Annotated in this window: 21 protein-coding genes; 16 read left to right on the top strand and 5 right to left on the bottom strand. The window is 73.0% G+C overall.

The window, feature by feature from the left end; genetic code table 11:
* The first annotated feature begins 263 nt into the window (after positions 1-263).
* The 14 genes from cutA (at position 264) to ABZT47_RS07355 (ending at position 14,209) form a co-directional block, all read left to right on the top strand.
* Positions 264-617, top strand: coding sequence for a divalent-cation tolerance protein CutA (cutA, locus tag ABZT47_RS07420; protein ID WP_354837263.1), 354 nt, complete (start codon positions 264-266; stop codon positions 615-617).
* Positions 618-988: 371 nt separating this feature from the next.
* Positions 989-1,690: a hypothetical protein gene (locus tag ABZT47_RS07415; protein WP_354837261.1), complete on the top strand. Its 702-nt coding sequence runs from the start codon at positions 989-991 to the stop codon at positions 1,688-1,690.
* Between the two features lies 1 nt (position 1,691).
* Entirely contained in the window at positions 1,692-2,483 is a 792-nt protein-coding gene (locus ABZT47_RS07410) for a hypothetical protein (RefSeq protein ID WP_354837259.1), read from the top strand.
* Positions 2,484-2,577: 94 nt separating this feature from the next.
* Positions 2,578-3,885 carry an ATPase, T2SS/T4P/T4SS family gene (locus tag ABZT47_RS07405; RefSeq protein WP_354837257.1) on the top strand — a complete coding sequence of 436 codons (1,308 nt, stop codon included), beginning with the start codon at positions 2,578-2,580 and terminating at the stop codon, positions 3,883-3,885.
* Positions 3,885-4,799, top strand: coding sequence for a type II secretion system F family protein (locus ABZT47_RS07400; protein WP_354837610.1), 915 nt, complete (start codon positions 3,885-3,887; stop codon positions 4,797-4,799). The genes ABZT47_RS07405 and ABZT47_RS07400 overlap by 1 nt, the downstream gene beginning before the upstream one ends.
* A complete protein-coding gene (locus ABZT47_RS07395; protein WP_354837255.1) occupies positions 4,792-5,718 on the top strand; it encodes a type II secretion system protein in 927 nt (308 codons plus the stop codon). The genes ABZT47_RS07400 and ABZT47_RS07395 overlap by 8 nt, the downstream gene beginning before the upstream one ends.
* Positions 5,719-5,955, top strand: a complete 237-nt coding sequence (locus ABZT47_RS07390) for a hypothetical protein (protein WP_354837253.1) — start codon at positions 5,719-5,721, stop codon at positions 5,953-5,955. It abuts the gene before it with no gap.
* Positions 5,952-6,416, top strand: coding sequence for a TadE/TadG family type IV pilus assembly protein (locus tag ABZT47_RS07385; RefSeq protein ID WP_354837251.1), 465 nt, complete (start codon positions 5,952-5,954; stop codon positions 6,414-6,416). Before ABZT47_RS07390 ends, ABZT47_RS07385 begins: the two co-directional genes overlap by 4 nt.
* A complete protein-coding gene (locus ABZT47_RS07380) occupies positions 6,413-6,856 on the top strand; it encodes a pilus assembly protein TadG-related protein (RefSeq protein ID WP_354837249.1) in 444 nt (147 codons plus the stop codon). The genes ABZT47_RS07385 and ABZT47_RS07380 overlap by 4 nt, the downstream gene beginning before the upstream one ends.
* A gap of 1 nt (position 6,857) precedes the next feature.
* Positions 6,858-10,061 carry a BTAD domain-containing putative transcriptional regulator gene (locus ABZT47_RS07375; RefSeq protein WP_354837247.1) on the top strand — a complete coding sequence of 1,068 codons (3,204 nt, stop codon included), beginning with the start codon at positions 6,858-6,860 and terminating at the stop codon, positions 10,059-10,061.
* A 268-nt stretch (positions 10,062-10,329) separates the two neighbouring features.
* Positions 10,330-11,103, top strand: a complete 774-nt coding sequence (locus ABZT47_RS07370; RefSeq protein ID WP_354837245.1) for a hypothetical protein — start codon at positions 10,330-10,332, stop codon at positions 11,101-11,103.
* Positions 11,100-12,044 (top strand): hypothetical protein, encoded by a 945-nt coding sequence (locus tag ABZT47_RS07365; protein WP_354837243.1) that lies wholly within the window; start codon positions 11,100-11,102, stop codon positions 12,042-12,044. Before ABZT47_RS07370 ends, ABZT47_RS07365 begins: the two co-directional genes overlap by 4 nt.
* 168 nt (positions 12,045-12,212) lie before the next feature.
* Entirely contained in the window at positions 12,213-13,361 is a 1,149-nt protein-coding gene (locus ABZT47_RS07360) for a serine hydrolase domain-containing protein (protein ID WP_354837241.1), read from the top strand.
* Between the two features lie 197 nt (positions 13,362-13,558).
* Positions 13,559-14,209 carry an MOSC domain-containing protein gene (locus ABZT47_RS07355; RefSeq protein WP_354837239.1) on the top strand — a complete coding sequence of 217 codons (651 nt, stop codon included), beginning with the start codon at positions 13,559-13,561 and terminating at the stop codon, positions 14,207-14,209.
* Between the two features lie 19 nt (positions 14,210-14,228).
* Here the strand turns inward: ABZT47_RS07355 and ABZT47_RS07350 are convergent, their stop codons facing one another.
* The 5 genes from ABZT47_RS07350 to ABZT47_RS07330 all read right to left on the bottom strand — a co-directional run bounded on the left by ABZT47_RS07350 (position 14,229) and on the right by ABZT47_RS07330 (position 19,684).
* Complete coding sequence (locus ABZT47_RS07350) at positions 14,229-14,735, bottom strand: methylated-DNA--[protein]-cysteine S-methyltransferase (RefSeq protein WP_354837237.1); 507 nt, start codon at positions 14,733-14,735, stop codon at positions 14,229-14,231.
* An 84-nt stretch (positions 14,736-14,819) separates the two neighbouring features.
* Positions 14,820-16,604 carry an AlkA N-terminal domain-containing protein gene (locus tag ABZT47_RS07345; protein WP_354837235.1) on the bottom strand — a complete coding sequence of 595 codons (1,785 nt, stop codon included), beginning with the start codon at positions 16,602-16,604 and terminating at the stop codon, positions 14,820-14,822.
* 223 nt (positions 16,605-16,827) lie between these two features.
* On the bottom strand, positions 16,828-17,769 hold the full coding sequence (locus tag ABZT47_RS07340) for an NYN domain-containing protein (protein WP_354837233.1): 942 nt from the start codon (positions 17,767-17,769) through the stop codon (positions 16,828-16,830).
* A gap of 103 nt (positions 17,770-17,872) precedes the next feature.
* Entirely contained in the window at positions 17,873-18,076 is a 204-nt protein-coding gene (locus tag ABZT47_RS07335; protein ID WP_354837231.1) for an acyl-CoA carboxylase subunit epsilon, read from the bottom strand.
* Positions 18,077-18,085: 9 nt separating this feature from the next.
* Positions 18,086-19,684 carry an acyl-CoA carboxylase subunit beta gene (locus ABZT47_RS07330; protein WP_354837229.1) on the bottom strand — a complete coding sequence of 533 codons (1,599 nt, stop codon included), beginning with the start codon at positions 19,682-19,684 and terminating at the stop codon, positions 18,086-18,088.
* Positions 19,685-19,798: 114 nt separating this feature from the next.
* Between ABZT47_RS07330 and ABZT47_RS07325 the strand changes: the two genes are divergently transcribed.
* Positions 19,799-20,641 carry an ABC transporter ATP-binding protein gene (locus ABZT47_RS07325; protein WP_354837227.1) on the top strand — a complete coding sequence of 281 codons (843 nt, stop codon included), beginning with the start codon at positions 19,799-19,801 and terminating at the stop codon, positions 20,639-20,641.
* The gene (locus ABZT47_RS07320) at positions 20,617-22,173 is read left to right on the top strand and encodes a hypothetical protein (protein ID WP_354837225.1); all 1,557 of its coding nucleotides are present in this window, start codon (positions 20,617-20,619) and stop codon (positions 22,171-22,173) included. Before ABZT47_RS07325 ends, ABZT47_RS07320 begins: the two co-directional genes overlap by 25 nt.
* Positions 22,174-22,288 lie beyond the last annotated feature (115 nt).

Raw genomic sequence — 22,288 nt, 5'->3', positions numbered from 1 at the left:
GATTTGTACTGAGCGGCCAGCGGGGCTGCCGTTCGATGTCGCGGGACGGTTGCCCACATGGGCTGTGGGTGGAGCTGTGGATAACTGCTCGCCCTGTGGATAACTCGATGACCTTGTGGCGGGATTTCTGGCCTTGAATCGGATATCTGGCGATGATTCGGGCGGATGTGGGCCGGGGGATAACGTCGTGGTGCTGTGGATAACGCGGTGTGCATCGCCTATGTGGCGGTCCGGGCGGTCCGGGCGATCGGGAGGGAGTCTTCATGTCGGAGTACGTCCAGGTGCAGGTCGCGGTGGACGAGCGCGCCAAGGCCGCCGAGCTGGCCGCTTCGGCGGTGCGCGCCCGGCTGGCCGCCTGCGTCCAGATAGTGGGGCCGGTCACCAGCGTCTTCCGGTGGAAGGGCGAGGTGGAGACGGCCGAGGAGTACCTGCTGCTCATCAAGACCACCCGGGAGCGCTCCGGCGAGCTGTCCGAGCACATACGGCGGGCGCACCCCTACGAGACCCCCGAGATCATCCTTCTGCCCGTCGAGGGCGGCCTCCCGGCGTATCTGCGCTGGATCGACGAGGAGACCTCGCCGGACCCCGAAGGTCAAGAACGGGCAACGGGCGGTTAAGGCGGCGGCCCGCCGGGGAAAGAGCAGTGGTAAGTGTGACGCGCGTTACCGGCGATACAAAGGAGAATATCCACCGATATATCCGCGCCATCGGTGTCGCGGGGGCAGTTCGATTCTTGACCCTCCCGTTGACAGTCGATCCATAGTGGATAAGCATGGGTCCGGTTTCTGTCCCTGCACGTGGTGCAAGCTGCACACAATGAGATGACATTTCCGGAAAGATAAGTCAGCGACCCCCCGTCCTCCATATCCGTGACCATGCCGTTCCGCACCGTGGTCATGCGGTTCATCTCGATCGGCCCCGGCGCTGGTCGGTGTCAGCGCATGGTCGAGGCTGCCGGCCCGGTCCCCGATCCGGGAGCCCCCCACCCATGAGGATCAGCGAGAAATCCGACCGCGACGGCCGCGCGCCGTCGAACGCGGAGCGCCCGGGGTCGCCTGGCGCGCTGTCCGGGCCGGCCTCCCGCAAGCTCCCCGTGCCGCCCCGCGAGCGCAAACCCGCACTCGCGGCTCTGGCGCTGCTCCTGGTCCTCGGCGGAGCGCTGGCCACCACGCTGCTGGTCATGCGCAGCGGCGACCGCGTCTCGGCCATCCAGATCAGCCGGCAGATCGGCCCCGGCCAGCCGATCGCCACCGACGCGATGGAAGAGGTCCAGATCGCCGACACCGGCGTCGCCTACGTCCCCTGGGTCTACCGCGACCAGGTCGCCGCGACCTTCGCCCGGGTCACGCTCCTGCCCGGCACCCTGCTGACCGAGCCGATGACCAGCAGGACGAGCGAGCAGGTCGGCCCCGGCAAGGTCGTCGTCGGTCTCGCCCTCAAGGCGGGGCAGGTCCCGCTCGGCCTGCGGGCGGGCGACCACGTCCAGGTGGTGTACGTCCCGGGGTCGGGCCGGGGCGCCGCGCAGAGCAAGGTGCTGGCCCCGAGCGCGCTGGTCGAGAGCGTCGGCGACAGCGAGCGCAGCGGCTCGGGCCTGGTGTCGGTCATCGTCGACGCCACGGTCTCCCCGACGATCGCCATGTACTCCTCCAGCGGCGAGATCGCCCTGGGCAAGCTCGCCGGAGCGGGCTGAGGTGGCCCTCATCGCGCTCGCCGCCGACAAGGGGGCGCCCGGCGTCACCACCGCCGCGACGGCGCTCGGCGCCGTCTGGCCGAGGCCGGTGCTGCTGGCCGAATGCGACCCCTCCGGCGGCGACCTGGTCTACCGCCTGCCCGGCGCGGACGGCGGCGTGCTGAACCCCTCGCGCGGCCTGCTCAGCCTGGGCGCGACCGCCCGCCGGGGCCTGCGCCCCGAGCAGGTGCACGAGCACACCCAGAAGCTCGTCGGCGGGCTCGACGTCCTGACCGGCCTCACCCACGGCGAGCAGGCCGCCGGGCTCACCTGGCTGTGGGGGCCGCTCGGCCGGGCCCTCGCCGCGCTGCCCGGCGCCGACGTCCTGGCCGACTGCGGCCGGCTCGGCGCCCACCCGCAGATGGCCGACCTCATCGCCGAGGCCGAGGTGACGCTGCTGTTCACCCGGCCGAGCCTGGACCACGTGGCCCACCTGCGCGAGCGGCTCATGCTCATCGGCGGGCAGATCGGCGTGGTCGTCATCTCCGATCCCCGTTCCTACCGCGCGTCCATCGACGAGGTGCGCCGCATCGTCGCCGCCACGAGCAGGGACGTCGCGTTCGTGGCGGGCCTGGCCTACGACCCCAAGGGCGCCGAACTGCTGCGGGGCCAGTGGGGCGGCCGCCTGGACCGCTCCCTGCTGATCCGCACGGCCCGCGAGCTCGCCGGCCGCCTGGCCGCCCGCGTCGCCCCCGTCCGCGCCGCCGACCCCCTCACCGACCTGCCCCGCCCGAGAACGGGGGACCGAGCATGAGCTTCCCGACGACGCCCCGGCCCCACCGGCGGAGGGAGCCGACGAGCAGGACGCGGGCTCAGGCACGTCCCCGCCTCGGATGTGGAGCGGGCCGATGAGCATCGACCACACGCTGGTCAAGCGGTTCCGGCAGGAGGTCGGCGACCGGCTGGCGCACCAGCGGCGGCTGGACCAGGCCAGCGGCCTGACCCCCATGTCCGGCGAGGACGAGCGCCAGTTCGCGCGGGCGCTGATCTCCCAGGTGCTCGAGGAGCACGCGCGCAACGAGATCGGCTCAGGACGCACCCCGCCGACGGCCGAGGAGGAGGAGGCCCTGGCGGCGGGCATCCACGCCGCGCTGTTCGGCGTGGGCCGGCTCCAGCCCCTGCTGGACGACCCCGAGGTCGAGAACATCGACGTCAATGGCTGCGACCGGGTGTTCGTCGGATACGCCGACGGCCAGGAGCTCGTCCACGACCCGGTGGCCGACTCCGACGAGGAGCTCATCGAGCTGATCCAGATCCTCGCCGCCTACAGCGGCCTGTCGAGCCGCGCGTTCGACACCGCCAACCCGCAGCTCGACCTGCGCCTGCCCGACGGCTCCCGGCTGTCGGCCGTCATGGACGTCACGGTGCGGCCCGCGGTGTCGATCCGCCGCGCGCGGCTGGGCAAGGTCTTCCTCAGCGACCTGGTGGGCAACGGCACCCTGACCCCCGAGCTCGGCCGTTTCCTGTCGTCGGCCGTCGCGGCGAGGAAGAACATCATGATCGCCGGCTCGACGAACGCCGGGAAGACCACGCTGCTGCGGGCGCTGGCCAACGAGATCCCGCCGCACGAGCGCCTGATCACCGTCGAGCGCGCGCTGGAGCTCGGCCTCGACCAGTTCCCCGAGCTGCACCCCAACGTCGTGGCCTTCGAGCACCGCCTGCCCAACTCCGAGGGCCAGGGCGAGATCACGATGGCCGAGCTGGTGCGGCGCTCGCTCCGCATGAACCCGAGCCGGGTGATCGTCGGCGAGGTGCTCGGCGACGAGATCGTCACGATGCTGAACGCCATGACGCAGGGCAACGACGGGTCGCTGTCCACCATCCACGCCAACTCCTCGATGGAGGTCTTCAACCGCATCGCCACCTACGCGCTGCAGGCCGAGGAGCGCCTGCCGATCGAGGCGACGCACATGCTGATCGCCGGCGCCATCGACTTCGTCGTCTTCATCCAGAAGCGCAACGACTACCACCAGGGCGGCCGGCTGCGGCGGTACGTCGGCAGCGTCCGCGAGGTCGCCGGCGTGGACGGGCGGGTGCTGTCCTCGGAGGTCTTCGCCCCGGGGCCGGACGGGCACGCCGTCCCGCACGCGCCCATCGCCTGCGTCGACGACCTGGCCGAGCACGGCTACGACCCGACCATGGGAGCGTGGTCGTGATGCCGATGCCGGCCGGGCTGTTCGACCCTCTGGCGGTCCTCGCGGGAGCGGCGGCCGGCGGCGGCCTGTTCCTGCTCGGCCTGGCACTGTACGGGGTGCGCCCGGGCCCGGCGACACCCGACCGGAGGGCCCGGCGGCGCGAGCTGGTGCGCCGGCTGTCCACCCGCTCGGCGATCGCGACCGTCACCGGCGCCCTGGTGCTGGTCGTCACCCGCTGGCCGGTCATGGCGGCGGGCGCGGTCCTGCTCGTGCTGGCCTGGCGCGGCCTGACCGGCGGGGCCGCCGAGGAACGCGCGGCCATGACCCGCCTGGAAGGGTTGGCGGCCTGGACCGAGTCGCTCAGGGACACCATCGCGGGCGCGGCCGGTCTGGAGCAGGCGATCCCGTCGTCGATCAGGGCCGCGGCGCCGACGCTGCGGCCCCACCTGCGGGCCATGGTCGACCGCCTGCACACCCGCATGCCGCTGCCCGACGCGCTTCGCATGTTCGCCGACGAGCTGGACGACCCCTCCGCCGACCTGGTCATCGCCGCCCTCATCCTCAACGCCAAACTGCGCGGCCCCGGCCTTCGCGAGGTGCTGGGCGCGCTGGCGGTCTCGGCGCGCGAGGAGCTCGACATGCGCCGCCGCGTCGAGGCCGAGCGCCGCTCGACGCGGCGCAGCGTCCAGATCGTCGTGGGCACGGCCGTCGCCTTCGCCGCCGCCCTGGTGATCTTCAACCCGTCCTACGTCGTGGAGTACGACTCCCTGCTCGGACAGGCCGTCCTGGTCGTCGTCGCGGGCCTGTTCGGCGCGGGCTTCGCGTGGATGCGGCGGCTCGCCCGCTTCGACAAGCCCGCCCGGCTCCTCGGGCCGGTCTCCGGCGCCCCGCTGGAACGCGAACCGGTGACGGGAGGGGTGAGCGTCCATGGTTGAGAACGTGCTCGCGGGAGCGGTGTTCGGCCTCGGGGTGTTCCTGCTCGTCCGGGCGCTGTTCCCGCCCCGGCCAGGGCTGGTCGCGCGGTTGCTCGCGCTGGACTCGGCCCGCGAGGTCGACGACGCGGCGCGGCTGCGGCTGATCAACCCCGACGAGGAGGTCAGCGCCCTGCGCCGCGAAGTCGGCGTGCGGCTCGCGCAGCTGTACGCCGCGCGGGGCTGGGAGGTGCGCTCCACCCGCGCCGACCTGGCGCTGCTGGGCAAGTCGTTCGAGGGCTATCTGGCCACCAAGGTGCTGCTCGCGGTGTCCGGCCTGCTGGCGTTCCCGATCCTGGCCGGCTGGCTCACCCTGATGGAGGCGGGGGTCCCGCTCCAGGTGCCGCTGTGGGCGGCGCTGATCGTCGCCCTGGTCTTCTTCTTCCTCCCCGACCTGCAGATCCGCAGGGACGCCGCCGTCCGCCGCCGCGACTTCCGGCACGCCGTGGGCGCCTTCCTCGACCTGGTCGCCATGAACCTCGCGGGCGGCCGGGGCGTGCCGGAGGCGCTGCTGATGGCGGTGTCGGTCGGCGAGGGCGGCGACTCGCGCAACTGGGCGATGGCCCGCATCCGCGAGGCCCTGGCCAACGCCCGGATCATCGGCATCACCCCCTGGCAGGCGCTCGGCCGGCTCGGCGACGAGATCAACGTCGACGAGCTGCGCGACCTGTCGGCGGCGCTCGGCCTGGTCGCCGACGACGGCGCCAAGGTCCGGGCCTCGCTCACCGCCCGGGCCGCGACCATGCGCCGGCGCGAGCTGGCCGAGGTCGAGGGCCAGGCGGGGGAGCGTTCACAGTCCATGCTGGTCGCCCAGCTCCTGCTCTGCGCCGGCTTCGTGATCTTCCTGAGTTTTCCGGCAGCGATGAAGATGTTGGGGTCCTAGATGTTCACACCACCATGGTTCACCTACCTGATCGCCGTACTCCACGTGCGTCTCGACCGAGCCAGGAACGCCCCCTCGCGCGGCGCCTCCGCCGTCGAATGGGTGATCATCACCGCCATCATCGCGGGCGTGGCCCTCGGCCTGGCCACGCTGATCAAAACGCTGGTCACGCAGAAGCAGGCCGAGATCCAGAGCAACTTCGGCGGCGGGGGTGGCGGTACCGGCGGAAAGCCGTGACCGCGCGCCCCGCGCCCGGCCAGGGCGCCACCGCGGCCGCCGCATCGCGCGGCGTCCCGGCGCCCGCCGGGCGGCGCGGGCGCGACCAGGGGTCGATGGCCGTCGAGACGGTGATGCTGGCCCCGGTCTTCCTGCTGTTCCTGCTGTTCCTGGTCGGCGCGGGACGCGTCGTCGAGGCGCAGGGCGAGGTCAACGGCGCCGCCAGGGACGCCGCCCGCGCCGCGTCCGTCCAGCGCACGCTGAACGCGGCGGAGGGCGCCGCCCGCGACGCCGCCCGCTCGGCGCTGGACGCGCAGTGCGCGCCGGCGGTGAGCCTCAGCGGCAGCGACTGGCGCGAGGGCGGCACCGTGCGCGCGAGCGTCACCTGCGAGTTGAAGCTCGACTTCCTCGGGTTCGGCGCGGCCAGGCGGATGAAGGGCGACTCGGTGGTGCCCTTGGAGCAGTTCCGGAGGGTCGAATGACCGCCCGGCGGCCCTCGGAGGACCGCGGGTCCATGTCGGTGTTCGTGGTGATCTTCTCGGTGGTGGTCTTCCTGCTCGCCGGCCTGCTCGTGGACGGCGGCGCGGCGATCAACGCCCGGCTGCGGGCGTCCGACGTCGCCGAGCAGGCCGCGCGGGCGGCCGCCGACCAGATCGACGTGGAGAACCTGCGCGGCACCGGGCAGGTGCGCCTGCTCGGCGACGAGCGGGTCGTCTGCGGCCGGGCCCGCGAGATCGTCGACGCGCACGACGGCGACGACGTCAAGCTCACCCGGTGCGGCGTCGCCGCCGGGCAGGTCGCGGTGACCGTCGCGGTGAGCGCCCACTGGGACGCCATGTTCCTCGCAGCGTTCGGGTTCGCGGGCTCCGACATGTCCGGCACCGCCACCGCGGGCCCCGACCCCGGCGACCAGGAGGGATAGCATGACCGCGTCGCGCAGACCCCCCGCGCGCCCGCCGTACCGGGCGGCGCCGCCGGTGCAGCGCATCCGGCCGCGGCGGACCGCAGGCGACGTGATCGCCGGCATCGCGGCGCTCGTGGCGCTGGCCGCGCTCATGGGCGGCGTCCCCTACGCCCTGCTGCGCCTGACCGGCCCCCCGCTGCCCGCCGCCCTGCTCAACGGCGACCTGCTGACCCGGCAGATCAGCACCACCACGGCCGTCGCCATCCTGGTGCTGCTGGTGTGGCTCACCTGGTTCCAGCTCGTCATCTGCGTGATCGTGGAGGTCTACTCCGGGATCCGCCGCATCGGCATGCCCGCGCGCGTGCCGTTGTCGGGCGGGCCGCAGGCGCTGGCCAACCGGCTGGTCTCCACCGCGCTGATGCTGTTCACCGTGTCCGCCGTCGCGATCCCGATCGCCGGCATCGGCTCCGCGCCGCCGGCCCGTCCCGCCGTGGTGGCCGCGGCACTGACCGCGCCCATCCCCGAGGGCGGCTCCACGGCCGGGGTCATGAGCGGGTCCGCGCTGGAGGAGGTCCGCCAGGTCAAGAAGGTCTACGTGGTCCAGCCGCCGCACGGCCGCCACCACGAGAGCCTGTGGGAGATCGCCGACAAGTGCCTGGGGGACGGGCGCCGCTACCCCGAGATCTACCGGCTCAACCAGCACAAGCAGCAGCCGGACGGCAGCCGCCTGCAGATGGCCGACCTGATCCGGCCGGGCTGGGTGCTCGACATGCCGGACGACGCCAGGAACGTCCATGTCGTCCCGGTGGGCGAGCGGCGGGAGACCACGCTCAAGAGGCACGCGGACGCGCCTGCCGAACTGGACGGCCGCACCCAGTTCCTGCCGTCCACCGCGGGCGAAGACGCGGCCGGGGACGACGCGCGGGGCAGCCGGAGCACCGGCGTGACCCAGCACTCCCGGCGCACCACCGGACCGGCGGAGCACGGCCGCGCGCCCTCCACCACCGGCCACGAACAAGGCACGGCCGATCCGTCCGGCACCGGGACGCGCGGCCCGATCGCGACGACGGGGCCCGTGGCGACCGGCCGGCCGTCGGTCACCGGCGGCCCGGAGGCCAAGGCCCCGGAGGCGAAGGTCCCGGAGGCGAAGGGTGATCCCGCGGCCACCAGCGGCCCCAAGGCGACGGACCCCGGGCAGGGCGGTGACGGCGAGGGCGCCGGCGAGGTGGCGAAGCGGGGACGCACCGGCGTGGGCCTGCCGCCGGCCGGGCTCCCCGAACGCGCCTACCACCTGCCGCCCCCGTCCAAGGCGCCCTCCGTCTCGGCCAAGGCGCCGAGGACCACCGTCTCGCCGGTGGCCGAGACGCCCGAGACCCGCGACCACGGCGGCGGCCTCGACCTGCTGGAGTACCTCGCCGGCGGGTCGCTGGCCGCGGCCGGGCTGCTCGTGGCGCTCGGCCGACGCCGGCGCGAGCAGCTCTGGCACCGCGCCTTCGGCCACCGCATCCCCCGGCCGCGCGGCGACGCCGCCGGCGCGGAGGTCGCGCTGCGCCTCGGCTCCGACGCCCCCGGCAGCCGCATGCTGGACACCGGGCTGCGCCTGCTCGGCAAGCTGCTGGCCGAGCAGGGCCGCGTGCCGCCGACCATCTACGCCGTCCACCTGTCCGCCCGAGGGCTCGACCTGTGGATCCACCCGCCGGAGCAGGACGCGCCCGAGCCGTGGGAGTCGCACGACGGTGGACGCACCTGGCGGCTGCTCGCCCACGAGGGCCGCGCCATCGACGACCACGCCCTCGCGGACGTGCCCGCGCCGTACCCGGGCCTGGTCTCGCTCGGCGTGACCGAGACCGGCCGCGTGCTGATCGACCTGGAGGCCGCGCAAGGTGTGATCGCCGTCAGCGGGCACCGGGTGCGCGACGCGCTGTCCGCGCTCGCCGTCGAGCTGGCCACCAACCGCTGGTCCGACCAGATGCGCATCACGCTCGTGGGCTTCGGCGCCGACCTGGCGATGATCGCCCCCGACCGCGTCCGGGTCGCCGGCAGCCTGGCCGAGGCGCTGCCCGAACTGGAGGCCAGGGCCGAGGAGACGGCCGCCGCCGGCGGCCACGTGCTGACCGGCCGGGTCCAGGGACGCGCCGCCGACCCCGCCTGGCCCCCGCACTACCTGCTGTCGGCGATCGCGCCCGACCCGGAGGAGGCGCGCCGCCTGGCCATGCTCGGCCGCGCGGGCACCCGGATGGCCGCCGGGTACGTCATCGCCGGGGACTTCCCGCACGCCACGTGGACCTGGCAGGTCACCGACGACGGCAAGGCGAAGATAGCGGCGCTCGGCGTCACCGTGGCGGCCCAGTTACTGCCCCGCCGCCACTACGACGCGGTGATCGACCTGTTCCGCACCGCCGCGCGCAGCGACGGCGAGCCGGTGCGCGAGGAGGAGGCGCCCCGGGAGTTCACCACCACGCCCTCCATCAACGTGCGCATCCTCGGCCCGATCGAGATCGGGCCGTTGCCGCCGCTGGAGGAGGGCCGCGGCGAGCTGGCGTGCGAGATGATCGTGTACCTGGCCACCCATCCGGCCGGCGTGCATCCCGTCGTGCTCGGCGGCATCCTGTGGCCGCGCGGCGTGCAGGCCGTCGTCCGCGACGCGACGATCGCCCGGGTCGCCGACTGGCTGGGCACCGACAGCGAGGGCCGGCCGAACCTCCGCACCGACGACACCGGCCGGTTGCGGCTCGGCCCCGAGGTGCGCTCCGACTGGCAGCTGTTCCGCGAGCTGGTCCGCCGCTCCCACAACGACCCCGGCGCGCGCGCCGTGCTGCTGGACAAGGCGCTCGGCCTGGTCCGCGGCCCGCTCCTCAACGGCAGGCCGCGCGGGCGGTACGCCTGGCTGGCGGCCGACGAGCTGGAGTACGAGGTGATGGCCAGCGTGGCCGACGCCGCGCACCGGCTCTGCGAGGTCCGGCTGGCGCACGGAGACCCCGAGGCCGCCGTCGCCGCGGTACGGGCCGGGCTGCTGCTGGCCGCCGATGACGAGGGGCTCTGGCGTGACCTGCTCCGGGCCGCCCACGCCACCGGCGACCCGCTCAAGCTGCGGGCCGTCGTGGACGGGTTGCACCGCCGCGCGTCCTCCCATCCCTACGGGGGCGGGATGGCCCCCGAGACCGAGGCGCTGATCGACGAACTGCTGCCGAGCTGGCGGTTGCACTCGATGCCGTCGGCCTGACGGCCGCCGGTCCAGATGATCCGATTCGCGCATGATCGCCCGTCCAGGTGAGGAGGCAGAGGTCACGGTGGTGGCTCGGACGACACGGGGCCTGAGAGACGCAGGCGACCCATGCCGGCGCGGTACGCCGGGCCCGGGTGGGCCATGCCCGTGCGGTGATCCGGGTTCGGGCGACTCGTGCCGGTGTCGCTGGAGTGATTCGAGTGACTCATGCCGATACGTGCATAACGGTGGTTCAGCCGTCCGGGGCGTGATCAGCGTCGGCGGCATGCGGATGCGGCCCGGCATGCTGGGGCGGGCCGGCCTGCGGATGCGGCCGGGCATGCTGGGGCGGCCGGGCATGCTGGGGCGGGCCGGTACGCGGGCCCGCGCCGTCCTGGCCGCCGTCATCCTGGGCGGCGGCTGCCTGCTGGGCGCCGGCTGCGCCGAGCGCGGGCCCGAGCGCCCGTTCACCCCCGGCGGCGATCTCGCCTCCAGCGGCGCCCCCGCCGATCCGTCCGCCTCCGCCGCGGACGCCCCCGGCGCGCTGTCCACCCCGTGGGCGCAGACCGTCGAGGTCACCCCGGGCATGACCGTCTCCATCGAGTGGCCCGCCGGCCTCGACGCCGAACAGCAGGCCATGGTCAAGGCGTTCACCGACGGCTACGTCGCCTCGTGGAAGGCCGTCGTCAGCCAGGGCGAGGACGACGGCTACCTCGCCGGCGTCGAAGACCAGGCGAGCCGCGACGCCTACACCTGGGTGCGCGGCTTCGTGGACCGCCGCGAGTCCGCCACCGGGTCGGCCAAGCTGTACGCCGTCCGCGTGGCCTCGGTCACCGGGCGCGGCGCGGAGGTCGACGCCTGCGTCGACGAGTCCGGCGTCCGGGTGACCGACGCCGCCGGAGGACGCCCCGTGGCCCGCCAGCCGGCCTGGACCCGCCCGCCCGCCGCCGTCTACCTGCAGGTCGCCGCCGTGCGCAAGGGCGACGACGGAGCGTTCCGGGTCCGGACCTACATGCACGCCTCCTACCCCCATCAGCGTGCGAAGGAGTGCCGCCGATGAGATCACTGCTGTCGTACGTCATGGCCGCCACGATGGTCACCGCTCCCATGGCAGACCCCGGGGGGCCCATGGGCGAGGGGTACCAGAACGACCGCACGAGCGGCGTCGTCCTGCGCAACTCCAAGATCGTGCTGAGCGGCGACGGGCTCGGCGCCAAGAGCGACGGCTACCGCGTCAAACGGCCCTGCTGGTACGAGCCGGGCGACAACGCCGACACCATGCTGAACCGGCAGCAGGACCAGAGTGTCCGGGAGTTCTGGTTCCACACCCACCCGGACGGCACCGAACAGGACTTCAACGCCTTCATCAAGCAGTACAAGGACAAGGTCGGTGAGAACGGCCGCTGGTGGGTGCCCGCGTACAACGCCGCCGACCCCGACGGGCTCTCCTGCTGGACGGGGCTCGAAGGGGCCGTGTGGGTGCCCGAGGGCGGCACCCCGCCGGGCGGGATCACCCTGGAGGAGCTCTACCAGCTCGCCCGGGCCGCGCTGACCGTCCCCGAACCGCAGATCAAGCTCAGCCCGGACGTCAAGAGCTACGTGAACCTGCCCACCTGGGTCTGGCTCGCGGGCGCCGGGCAGACCACGCGCTCGGTGACCGCGGAGATCCCCGGGGTCATGTCGGCCACGGTGACCGCCACCCTCGCCCGCGTCGAGATCAAGTCGGGCGCCCCCGCCGGGCGGGCGGAGGTGAAGGACGACTGCGGCCCGACCGGCCATCCCTACGTGAAGGGCGGCGCCTTCCGCTGCGGGGTGCGCTACCTGCGCGCCTCGGTCGACCAGCCGCGCAAGGTGTACGTCATGTCGGTGACCAGCGTCTGGCCGGTCACGGGCGGAGGCGACGTCGGCTTCGCCTTCCAGCCGGTCCAGGCGACGGCCACCCGGGACGTTCCCGTGGGCGAGGTCCAGACCACGGTCAGGGACGGCGCCGACGACTCCTGAACGCGGCCTCCTGAACGCGGCCCCCTGAACGCGGGTCTTGCGCACGGCCCTCATATGCGGGCCTTGAACGCGGACCTTGAACGCGGACCTTGAACGTACTCGGGTTCGTCCGGAACGGGGTGGATCGTTCGGCTCACGCTCGGGCCGTGCCCTTGAGAGGGTGGACCGATGACGACACTGAACGGCCTGTTGCGGAGCTACACCGGTGAGGGAACGCTGCCGGGCGCGGTGGCCCTGGTGGCGCGCGGTGACGACGTCGAGGTCGAGGCCGTCGGCTCGGCCGACGTCCACGGCGCCTCCCCGGTGAGCAGAGACTCCATCTTCCGCATCGCCTCGATCGGCAAGCCGATCGTCGCGGCGGCGGTCATGACGCTGGTCGACGACGGCCGCATCGCGCTGGACGAACCGGTCGCGAAGTGGCTGCCCGAGCTGGCCTCGCCGTCCGTGGTCCGGACGATGGACGCCCCCGTGGACGACGTGGTCCCGGCCGCCCGGCCGATCACCGTGGAGGACCTGCTGACCTCCCGCGCCGGGCACGGCTTCCCGTCCGACTTCTCGCTGCCGGCGGTCGCGCCGTTGTTCGCCGAGCTGAAGCAGGGACCTCCACAGCCGCAGCTCGTCGCCGAGCAGGACGAGTGGATGGCGACGCTGGGCCGCATCCCCCTGTTGTCCCAGCCGGGCGACGCCTGGCTCTACAACACCTCTTCTGACATCCAGGGCGTGCTGATCGCCCGGGTCACGGGCCGGCCGCTGCCCGAGTACCTCGCCGAGCGGCTGTTCGAGCCGCTCGGCATGACCGACACCGGCTTCGAGGTGCCGGCCGCCGAACGCGACCGGTTCGTCCACTTCTACCGGCTCGGCCCGGAGGGCGGGCTGGACCTCGTCGACGCCCCCGACGGGCAGTGGAGCAGCATGCCCGCGTTCCCGTCCGGCGCCGGTGGGCTGGTCTCGACCGCCGATGACTGGCTGTCGTTCGGCCGGATGCTCCTCGCCGAGGGCACCGTCGGCGGACGCCGGGTGCTGTCGAGCGCGGCGGTGCGGCAGATGACCAGCGACCACCTGACCGCGTCGCAGCGCGAAGCCGGCAGGCTGTTCCTGGAGGGGCAGGGCTGGGGGTTCGGCGGCTCGGTCGACGTCGAGGCCATCGACCCGTGGAATGTCCCTGGCCGTTACGGCTGGGTCGGCGGCACCGGAACGGCGGCGCACATCATCCCCTCCACCGGCGCGGTCACCATCCTGCTCACCCAGGTGGAGCTGGCCGGTCCGACCCCGCCCTCGGTCATGCGCGCCTTCTGGCGCTGGGCCGCCGGCGCCTGACCTCCCGAGGCGGCCCGCGGAAGAGACCGTCCCGGACAACGGGCCGTCCCGAGAGCGGGCCGTCTTGGAGGATGGGCCGCCCCGGGGGACGGGCCGTCCCGGACAACGGGCCGTCTGGAGAAACGGGCCATCGCGGGAGCGGATTCGTCGCGAAAACGGGTCGTCCCGGGAGGCGGGCGGCACATAGCGTCGCCGGTATGAGACTGCTGTCGGTGAACGTCGGCAAGCCGAGACCCAACCCGTGGAAGAGCGCCGGGACGACCGGCATCGACAAAGGGCCCGTCGAAGGATCGGTGAGGGTGTCCGACCCCGGGCCGAAGGGCACCGGGGCCGTCGGCCTCGCCGGGGACCGGGTGTACGACCTCGCCCACCACGGCGGGTCCGACCAGGCCGTCTACGCCTACGCCCGCGAGGATCTCGACCGTTGGGAGCCTGAACTGGGCCGGCCGCTGGCGAACGGCGTCTTCGGGGAGAACCTCACCACCGCCGGCCTGGACGTCAACGGCGCCTTGATCGGCGAGCGGTGGCGCATCGGTTCCCAGGTGGTCCTGGAGGTGTCCTGCCCGCGGATCCCCTGCTCGACCTTCCAGGGGTGGCTGGAGCGCGAGAGGTGGATCGATCGGTTCACCGAGGCGGCGTCGCCCGGCGCGTACCTGCGAGTCGTCGAGCCGGGTGACATCAGGGCCGGCGACCCGATCGAGATCGTCCACCGGCCCGGCCACGACGTCACCGTCGCCGTCACCTTCCGCGCGCTCACCCTGGAACCCGGCCTGCTGCCCCGCCTGACCACCGCCGAGGCGCTCCCTGAGGGGATCAGGCAGCAGGCGCACCGTCGTACGGGGACATAGGCGGTGGCGGTCGCACGGGTCAGATGGCGCGCTCGTGCCTGAGCAGCCACTCCTTGACCGGGCTGCCGTAGTAGTAGCCGCCGAAACCGCCCACGGAGGGCAGCACCCGGTGGCACGGCACGAAGGGGGCGATGAGGTTCTTGGCGCAGGCCGATCCGGCGGCCCGCGCGGCCGTCCTCGGCAGCCCGGCGCGCTCGGCCAGTTCGGCGTAGCTCACGGTCGTGCCCGCCGGGACCGCGCGCAGCGCCGCCAGCAGGCGCTGCCTGGTCGGCGTGCCCGGCTGGTCCACCTCCACGGCGTCCAGGGCGAACAGGTCGCCTTCCAGGTAGTCCCGGACGGCCTGGACGGGCTTGCCCAGGTCCTCGACGGCCTGGAGCGGCAGCGCCCTGAGCGCGGCGGGCAGGCGATCGAACATCCGCGTCGGGTCGGCGGTGAACCCGGCCGCGACCAGCACACCGTCATGAACGAGCAGCGACAGCGGCCCCGCCGGCGTGGTCAGAACCTGGGCGTCAACGGTCGATGTCATGAGATCTCCTTGCATGCGCGAATGCGTTAACTGATAGGCGGGGATGACGCTTTGTTCGATCGTTGCCGGGTCGGTGGCATGGGATCACTCCGAGCTCCAGAGGTGCATGGCGGCGTAGGCGCGCCAGGGGCGCCAGCGTTCGACGTCGTCCTCGGCGATGTCCAGCGCGCGCATGGCCCGTCGCAGGCCGAGATCGCCATCGGGCCAGGCGTCCGGGTCGCGGAGCGCCCGCATCACGATGTAGCCGGTGGTCCACGGGCCGATGCCGGGGATCTCCAGCAGGCGCGCCGCCGTCTCGGCCGGGTCGGCGCCCGCGTCCAGGTCCAGCTCGCCGGCGGCGGTCTTCTCGGCGAGCGCCTTCAGCGTCGCGACCCGGCGGCCGGTGAGCCCGAGCCCGGACAGATCGGCCTCCGCCAGCCGCTCGGCGGTGGGGAACAGCAGGAACGGCCCGTCGGCTCCGGCCCCGCCGGTCACGTCGGCGGACGGGGTGGACCACTGTGGCGCGTCGGCGGGCGGGGTTGACCGCGCGGTCATGTCAGTGGGCAGGGTGGACCGCTCGGTCGCGTCAGTGGGCGGGGTGGGCCGCTCGGTCGCGTCAGTGGGCAGGGTGGGTCTGGCGATACCGCCGCCGGGCGGGGTCGGTCTGGCGGGGGTGCCGGCGCGGGCGACGATGCGGCCGAGCAGGGTCCTGGCGCCGGCCACGGAGACCTGCTGGCCCACCACGGCGCGCACAGCCAGCTCGAAGCCGTCGAAGGCGCCCGGCACCCGGAGCCCGGGCCGCGTGGCGACCAGCGCCCGCAGCGTGGTCGCGCCCAGCGCGTCCGCGATCGCGACCGGGTCGGCGTCCAGATCCAGCAGGCGGCGGCAGCGCGAGACGATCTTGGCCAGGTGGCGGGTGTCGTCCAGGGTCACCGACAGCTTGACGTGCCCGTCCGCCGGGGTGAGCGTGATCGACCCTCCGGTGACGGCGCGCCGGTAGCCACTCGGGCTCGCCTCCTCCATCCCGGGGATCGCGCGCGCGGCCAGGAAGCCCAGCAGCGTCGCCGCGTCGTAGGGAGCCCGGTGGTTCAGCCGCAGCGTGAGCGCGGCCGGAGGCTCCGTGGCGGTGGCGAGCCGGGCGCCCTGAGCATCACCCGCCCGGGTGCCCTGAGCGTCACCGGGCCGGGTGTTCTGAGCGTCACCGGGCCGGGTGCCCTGAACATCACGATCGGCGGCCGGGCCGGCGCTGAGCCGCGTCCCGGGAACCGCGTGGCCGGCCGCCCGTGGCGCCGGGGCTCTGCGGGCGGCGGCGAGGGGACCGTTCGACGTGCGCAGCTCACTCGGGGCGAAGCCGTACGCCTCCTTCATCGTCGCGTTGAACTGGCGCACGCTGCCGAACCCGGCGGCGAAGGCGACATCGGTGATCGGGAGCGCGGTCTCCGTCAGCAACTGCTTGGCCAGCAGCAGCCTCCGCGTCCGCGCCACCGCGAGGGGACCGGCGCCGAGCCGGGCGGTGAACAGGCGCAGCAGATGGCGCTCGGTCACGTGCAACCGCTGTGCCAGCCCGGCCACGCCGTACTCGTCGGCCACCCCGTCGTCGATCAGCCGCAGCGCCCGGCCCACGAGGTCGGCGGCGACGTCCCAGCCGGGGTCGCCGGGGCTGAGCTCGGGCCGGCAGCGGCGGCACGGGCGGAACCCGGCCGCCTCGGCCGCGGCGGCGTGCCGGTAGAAGCGGACGTTGCGCCTGGCGGGGGTGCGGGCCGGGCAGATGGGGCGGCAGTAGATGCCGGTCGAGGTGACGGCCGTGTAGAACCGCCCGTCGAAACGCATGTCCCGGGCGCTCGCCGCCCGGTAACAGGAGTCGAAGTCGAGGGTCTGGTGTGGAGTCACAGATCGAGGCTATGCCCTGCTCAACCTCGGCGACCGGCGGAATTCGGACGCCGCTGTGACCACCCGGCGCCACGCTTCCCCGGCCCGCCCGCCGCGCGATGGCGCCGGCCCCCGACGCACCACTTCCCGCCGCAGCGGCGCCGGTCGATCGGCCGTTCGACGGTGAGGATGAGGCGTGGGCATGCGGACACCGATCCTCGGTGGCGCTCGGGGGGATGGGGGGTTATTTGGTGGAGATGCCGACGCCGAGGTCGAATTCTCGGTAGACGCGGGCCCAGAAGCCGTCGCGGAGCCAGACGCGGGCCTCGGGGTAGGGGCGCAGTGAGTGGCCCAGCTCCTTTTCGGCCTCGATGAGCAGCTCGGTGTCGATGACGGTCGGCAGGAGCGGTCCAGGGAGCAGGTCGCGGATGTTGTCACGGCCTCGGGTGAGGATCCACTTCTGCGCGACGTGCTCGCCGACCTCCTCGACCCTCGGCCGGCTGGGGCCGAGCTTGGTGACCTGACCGGGCTGTTTGACGACGGGCTTGGCCATGGCGGTGCGCCCGGCGAACACCTGGGCGGGCGAGGGCGGTGACGGCGCGGCCGGCACGACCTGGGCGGAGCGGCTGAAGTACGGGCGCAGGAAGTCGGCGGTGAGCTCCTCCACGGTGTCGGACTCCCAGACCAGGCGCTCGGCCTGGTTGGTGCCGTAGGGCGGCTCCACCCCCCACAGGTGGATGCGCACGCCGAACGTCTGGGCGGCCTCGACGGCGGGCACCATGTCCTCGTCCCCGGCGATGAGCACGGTGTCGCTGACGGCGTGGTGGCGGGCGAGGGCTTCGAGGTCGCTGCGGATCTGGGCGTCGACGCCCTTCTGCTGGCCGCGGGCGTTGAGGTTCCCGAGGCGCACCTTGACCCAGGGCAGCTGGGCGATCACGCGCTGGTCGACGGTGGGCACCCGGTCGCGGGCGGCGTCGTACCAGTAGACCCGCAGCAGCTCGCCGGGGATGCGCTCCATCGCGTGCTTCTTGAGGGCCTGGATGAGCTCGTCCGCGGCGACGCGGTATTCCTTGCGCTCCTTGGCCCCCAGGATGACCTCGCCCGCCGCAGCGTAGAGATAGCCGACGTCCACGAGGACGGCGTATTTCGCCGCCACGGGATGCGGTGTGAGGTCCGGGATTGCCATGCTCTCCTCCAGGCCTCGGTCCTAGGCGATGATCGGCTGACTATATTCCCCCATTTCTAGATAGTCCCAACTCTCAGCGCGCTTGACACCCACTTCCAAAGATCTAATGAGGCCGTGAGCTCGCCCGCCACGCTCCTGGCCCGGTGGGGAAGACTCTTCTCATCTGATGTGCTGGGTTACGCCATAGTTCGCGGCTTCGGACGGGTTGGGCCGGTTTCGCGGTTCTTGTGGCGACGGCGATGACCAGCGCGGCCACCTCCTCCGGAGTGGCGCCGCCGTGAACGATCCTCAGATAGGGCTGATCCATGGCCGCCTCCTACAGGGGGATGTTGCCGTGCTTCTTCGGCGGCAGCGCCTGGCGCTTGTTGCGCAGCGCGCGCAGCGCCCTGACGACGCGCACCCGGGTGTCCGACGGCCGGATCACCGCGTCGACGTACCCGCGCTCGGCCGCGAGGTAGGGGTTGGCGAGCGTGTCCTCGTACTGGGTGATCAGACGCGTCCGCTCGGTCTCGGGGTCCTCGGCCGTGGCCAGCTCGCGCCGGTAGAGGATGTTCACCGCTCCCTGGGCGCCCATGACCGCGATCTGCGCCGTGGGCCAGGCCAGGTTGATATCGGCCCCGAGGTGCTTGGAGCCCATGACGTCGTACGCGCCGCCGTACGCCTTGCGGGTGATCACCGTCACGAGCGGCACGGTCGCCTCGGCGTAGGCGTACAGCAGCTTGGCGCCTCGTCGGATGATCCCGTTCCATTCCTGGTCCGTACCCGGAAGGAAGCCCGGTACATCGACAAAAGTCAGCACAGGGATATTAAAAGCATCGCAAGTACGGACGAAGCGTGCGGCCTTTTCCGAGGCGGCGATGTCCAGCGTGCCGGCGAAGTTCATCGGCTGGTTGGCCACCACCCCCACCGGCTGCCCCTCGACCCGCCCGAACCCGACCACGATGTTCGGCGCGAACGCGGCGTGGATCTCCAGAAACTCGCCCTCGTCCAGCACGTGCTCGATCACCTGGTGCATGTCGTACGGCTGGTTCGCCGAGTCGGGGATCAGCGTGTCGAGCTCGCGGTCGGCGTCGGTGACCGTCAGGTCGGCGGGGGAGTCGAACACCGGGGCCTCGTCCATGTTGTTGGACGGCAGATACGACAGGAGCGCCCGGGCGAACTCCAGGCAGTCGTTCTCGTCGGCCGCCTCGTAGTGGGCGACACCCGACCTGGAGTTGTGGGTGCGCGCCCCGCCGAGCTCCTCGAAGGTGACCTCCTCGCCGGTGACCGTCTTGATGACGTCCGGCCCGGTGATGAACATGTGGGACTTCTCCCGCACCATGAGCACGAAGTCGGTCAGCGCCGGGGAGTACACCGCGCCGCCCGCGCAGGGCCCCATGATGAGCGAGATCTGCGGGATCACCCCGGAGGCGTGCACGTTGCGCTTGAAGATCTCGGCGTACAGGCCGAGCGAGACCACGCCCTCCTGGATGCGGGCGCCGCCGGAGTCGTTGATGCCGACGATCGGGCAGCCGGTCTTCAGCGCGTGGTCCATGACCTTGACGATCTTCTCGCCGAAGACCTCGCCGAGCGACCCGCCGAACACCGTGAAGTCCTGGGCGAACACCGCCACGGGACGGCCCGCGACGGTGCCGTACCCGGTCACCACCCCGTCGCCGTACGGGCGCTCGCCCGCCATGTCGAAGGCCGTGGCCCGATGGCGGGCCAGCTCGTCGAACTCCACGAACGAGCCCTCGTCGAGGAAGGCGACCAGCCGCTCGCGCGCCGTCATCTTGCCCTTGGCGTGCTGCCTCTCCACGGCCCGGGCGGACCCGGCGTTGGCGGCCTCGTGCAGGCGCCGCTCCAGGTCGGCGATCTTTCCCGCGGTGGTGTGCGGGTCAACTCCATCGACGTGCGGAACCGGGTCAGCGCTCATGCCCGTAGGGTAGTCCTCCCCGTCGCGGCGTCGTTCGACCGGTCAGGGCGTCGTTCGACCGGTCACGGCATCGGTTCGGCCGGTGGCGGCGGCGCTCGCGGTTAGAGTGACGACATGACCCACTTCGCCGCCGGGGACGACGCGCCCGACGCGGGCCAGGCCGGACGCGCCGAGGCGGTTCGCACACGAGGGCTGTTCAAGCGGTTCGGGCACCAGGTGGCGGTGGCGGGGGTCGATCTGGTGGTGCCGCGCGGCAGCTTCGCCGGGCTGGTCGGCCCGAACGGCGCGGGCAAGACCACGACGCTCAGCATGATCACCGGCCTGCTCGTGCCCGACGCCGGCTCGGCCGAGGTCGGCGGGGTGGACGTCTGGCGCGACCCGGTCGCGGTCAAGGCCCGCATCGGCGTGCTCCCCGAAGGGCTGCGCCTGTTCGAGCGGCTGTCGGGTCGCGAGCTGCTCATGTACAACGGGCAGCTCAGGGGCATCGCCAAGGACGAGGTCGCCCGGCGCGCCGAGGAGCTGCTCACGGTCATGGACCTCGTCGGCTCGGCCGACAAACTGGTGGTCGACTACTCCACCGGCATGCGCAAGAAGATCGGCCTGGCCGCCGCGCTGCTGCACAATCCCCGGGTGCTGTTCCTGGACGAGCCGTTCGAGGGGGTCGACCCGATCAGCGCGAACACGCTGGTCGAGGTCCTGCGGCGCTACACCGCCTCCGGGTCCACCGTCGTGTTCTCCAGCCACGTGATGGAGCTGGTCGAGCGGCTGTGCGACTGGGTGTCGGTGATGAACCTCGGCCGCATCGTCGCCCAGGGCCCGCTCGCCGACGTCCGCGGCGGCCAGACCCTCAACGAGGCCCTGCTCCACCTGGTCGGCGCCAGGGACAACGGTGAGGAGGGCCTGTCGTGGCTCGGTTCCGGAGAGGGGGCCCCATGGCGTGGCTCTTCGTCCGGCTGAAGCTGCGGCTGATCGCCGGCAACCTGCGCGGCGACGCCATGCGCCAGATCGGCTTCGTCTTCACGCTCATCGGGGCGGCCGCGGCGGCCTGCGGCGGCCTGGTGCTGACCAGCCTGCTCCGGTTCGCGCCCGCCGACGTCGCGGCGGACGCCGGCATGGTGCTGTTCACCCTGCTCGCGCTGATCTGGGTGGCCGGCCCGCTGCTGGTCTTCGGGGTGGACGAGACCCTCGACCCGGCGCGGCTGTCGCTGTTCCCGCTGACCGCCGGTCAGATGGCCGTCGGCATGTTCGCCGCCTCGGTCACCGGGCCCTGGCCGCTGGCCTCGCTGTTCACGCTCCTCGGCGCGGTCGTCGGCCTGTCGCGCGACGTCTCCGGAGCGCTGATCGGCCTGGTGGCGGCGCTCTTCCAGCTCGCGTTCTGCCTGGTGGCCTCGCGCGTGGTCACCACGGCGCTGTCGCGGGTGCTGCGCACCCGGCGCGGACGCGACCTGCTGGCCATCGGCGTCGTGTTCGTCATCCTGCTCACCCAGGTGCCGAACCTCCTGCTCAACCGGGGCATCGGCGGCGCGCCGCGCGAACTGCTGAGGAGCCTCGCCGAGGCGGTGCGATGGGGGCCGCCGGGCATGGCCGCGCACGCGATCGCGGACGGCTCGTTCGTCGGGCTGGCCGAGGTGGCGGCCGTGGGCGTGGTGGTGCTGATCCTCGCCGACGTGTGGGTCGTCGTGCTGCGCCGGACGATGGTGCGCTCCGACGCCTCCACCGAGGTCGGCTCGGTGCGCCGCAGCCGTTTCGACGGGCTGCTCCCCGCCGGCCCGCTCGGCGCCGTCGTGTCCAAGGAGCTGAAGTACCTACGCCGCGAGCCGCGAGGACGCATGGGCTGGATCGCCGCCGTGGGCATCTCCGGAGTGCTGATGTTCTCCTTGAGCAGCGGCCCCAACGGCCTGGCCGGCGCGACGCTGGCCGTCTCCGCCGCGTGCGCCGGAGCGCTCATGATCGGGCTGCAGGGCGCCAACGCCTTCGGCATCGACGGGCGGGCCCTGTGGATGAACGCGATCGTGTACTCCTCCCAGCGCGACCTGCGCACCGACCTCGCCGGCCGGCATCTGGCCGTCTCGCTGGTCGCCGCCCCGCTGCTGGCGCTGCTGTCCGTCGCCGGTGGGCTGGTCGCCGGGCACGCGGTCTGGGCCGTCCCGGCGCTGCTCGCCTCGATCGGGCTGCTGCAGATCGCGCTCGGCGTGGGCGCGGTGATCAGCGTGGTGCTGCCCTACACCTACCCCGAGCGGATCAACGCCTTCACCAGCGCCGCCCCCGGTCAGGGCGGGGTGGCCTTCGCCGGGTCGTTCGGCGCCATGCTCGGCACGAGCCTGTTGTCGGCCCCGGTGGTGCTGCCGGTGCTGTTCGGGCTGACCTGGGCGTCGGTGCTGGTCGTCCCCTACGGGGTGGCGGTGGGCGTCGGGGGCCGCAGGCTCGCCGCGACCATCGGCTACGCCCGCCTGCCGGACCTGCTCGCCGCCGTCTCCCGGCCGTCATGACCCCGGCCCGGCGTGCGGGTTCACCTGCGGGTCCCGTGCGGTTCACCGGCTCGTGGCAAGTGGTCTAGTCCAATGGATGAGACTGGTATCCAGCGTGTCGAAGACACTGGATACC

Source organism: Sphaerisporangium sp. NPDC005289 (assembly GCF_040607455.1).
GTDB lineage: Bacteria > Actinomycetota > Actinomycetes > Streptosporangiales > Streptosporangiaceae > Sphaerisporangium > Sphaerisporangium rhizosphaerae.
Note: the sequence above shows the minus strand (reverse complement) of the source record. Positions and strands in the feature narration are given on the sequence as shown.

Coding starts and splice junctions, on each gene's coding strand:
- ABZT47_RS07375 (WP_354837247.1), top strand. CDS start 6,858: ATGACCGCGTCGCGCAGACCCCCCGCGCGCCCGCCGTACCGGGCGGCG.
- ABZT47_RS07335 (WP_354837231.1), bottom strand. CDS start 18,076: ATGGATCAGCCCTATCTGAGGATCGTTCACGGCGGCGCCACTCCGGAG.
- ABZT47_RS07355 (WP_354837239.1), top strand. CDS start 13,559: ATGAGACTGCTGTCGGTGAACGTCGGCAAGCCGAGACCCAACCCGTGG.
- cutA (WP_354837263.1), top strand. CDS start 264: ATGTCGGAGTACGTCCAGGTGCAGGTCGCGGTGGACGAGCGCGCCAAG.
- ABZT47_RS07325 (WP_354837227.1), top strand. CDS start 19,799: ATGACCCACTTCGCCGCCGGGGACGACGCGCCCGACGCGGGCCAGGCC.
- ABZT47_RS07390 (WP_354837253.1), top strand. CDS start 5,719: ATGTTCACACCACCATGGTTCACCTACCTGATCGCCGTACTCCACGTG.
- ABZT47_RS07405 (WP_354837257.1), top strand. CDS start 2,578: ATGAGCATCGACCACACGCTGGTCAAGCGGTTCCGGCAGGAGGTCGGC.
- ABZT47_RS07395 (WP_354837255.1), top strand. CDS start 4,792: ATGGTTGAGAACGTGCTCGCGGGAGCGGTGTTCGGCCTCGGGGTGTTC.
- ABZT47_RS07415 (WP_354837261.1), top strand. CDS start 989: ATGAGGATCAGCGAGAAATCCGACCGCGACGGCCGCGCGCCGTCGAAC.
- ABZT47_RS07365 (WP_354837243.1), top strand. CDS start 11,100: ATGAGATCACTGCTGTCGTACGTCATGGCCGCCACGATGGTCACCGCT.
- ABZT47_RS07360 (WP_354837241.1), top strand. CDS start 12,213: ATGACGACACTGAACGGCCTGTTGCGGAGCTACACCGGTGAGGGAACG.
- ABZT47_RS07320 (WP_354837225.1), top strand. CDS start 20,617: ATGGCGTGGCTCTTCGTCCGGCTGAAGCTGCGGCTGATCGCCGGCAAC.
- ABZT47_RS07400 (WP_354837610.1), top strand. CDS start 3,885: ATGCCGATGCCGGCCGGGCTGTTCGACCCTCTGGCGGTCCTCGCGGGA.
- ABZT47_RS07330 (WP_354837229.1), bottom strand. CDS start 19,684: ATGAGCGCTGACCCGGTTCCGCACGTCGATGGAGTTGACCCGCACACC.
- ABZT47_RS07340 (WP_354837233.1), bottom strand. CDS start 17,769: ATGGCAATCCCGGACCTCACACCGCATCCCGTGGCGGCGAAATACGCC.
- ABZT47_RS07350 (WP_354837237.1), bottom strand. CDS start 14,735: ATGACATCGACCGTTGACGCCCAGGTTCTGACCACGCCGGCGGGGCCG.
- ABZT47_RS07370 (WP_354837245.1), top strand. CDS start 10,330: ATGCGGATGCGGCCCGGCATGCTGGGGCGGGCCGGCCTGCGGATGCGG.
- ABZT47_RS07380 (WP_354837249.1), top strand. CDS start 6,413: ATGACCGCCCGGCGGCCCTCGGAGGACCGCGGGTCCATGTCGGTGTTC.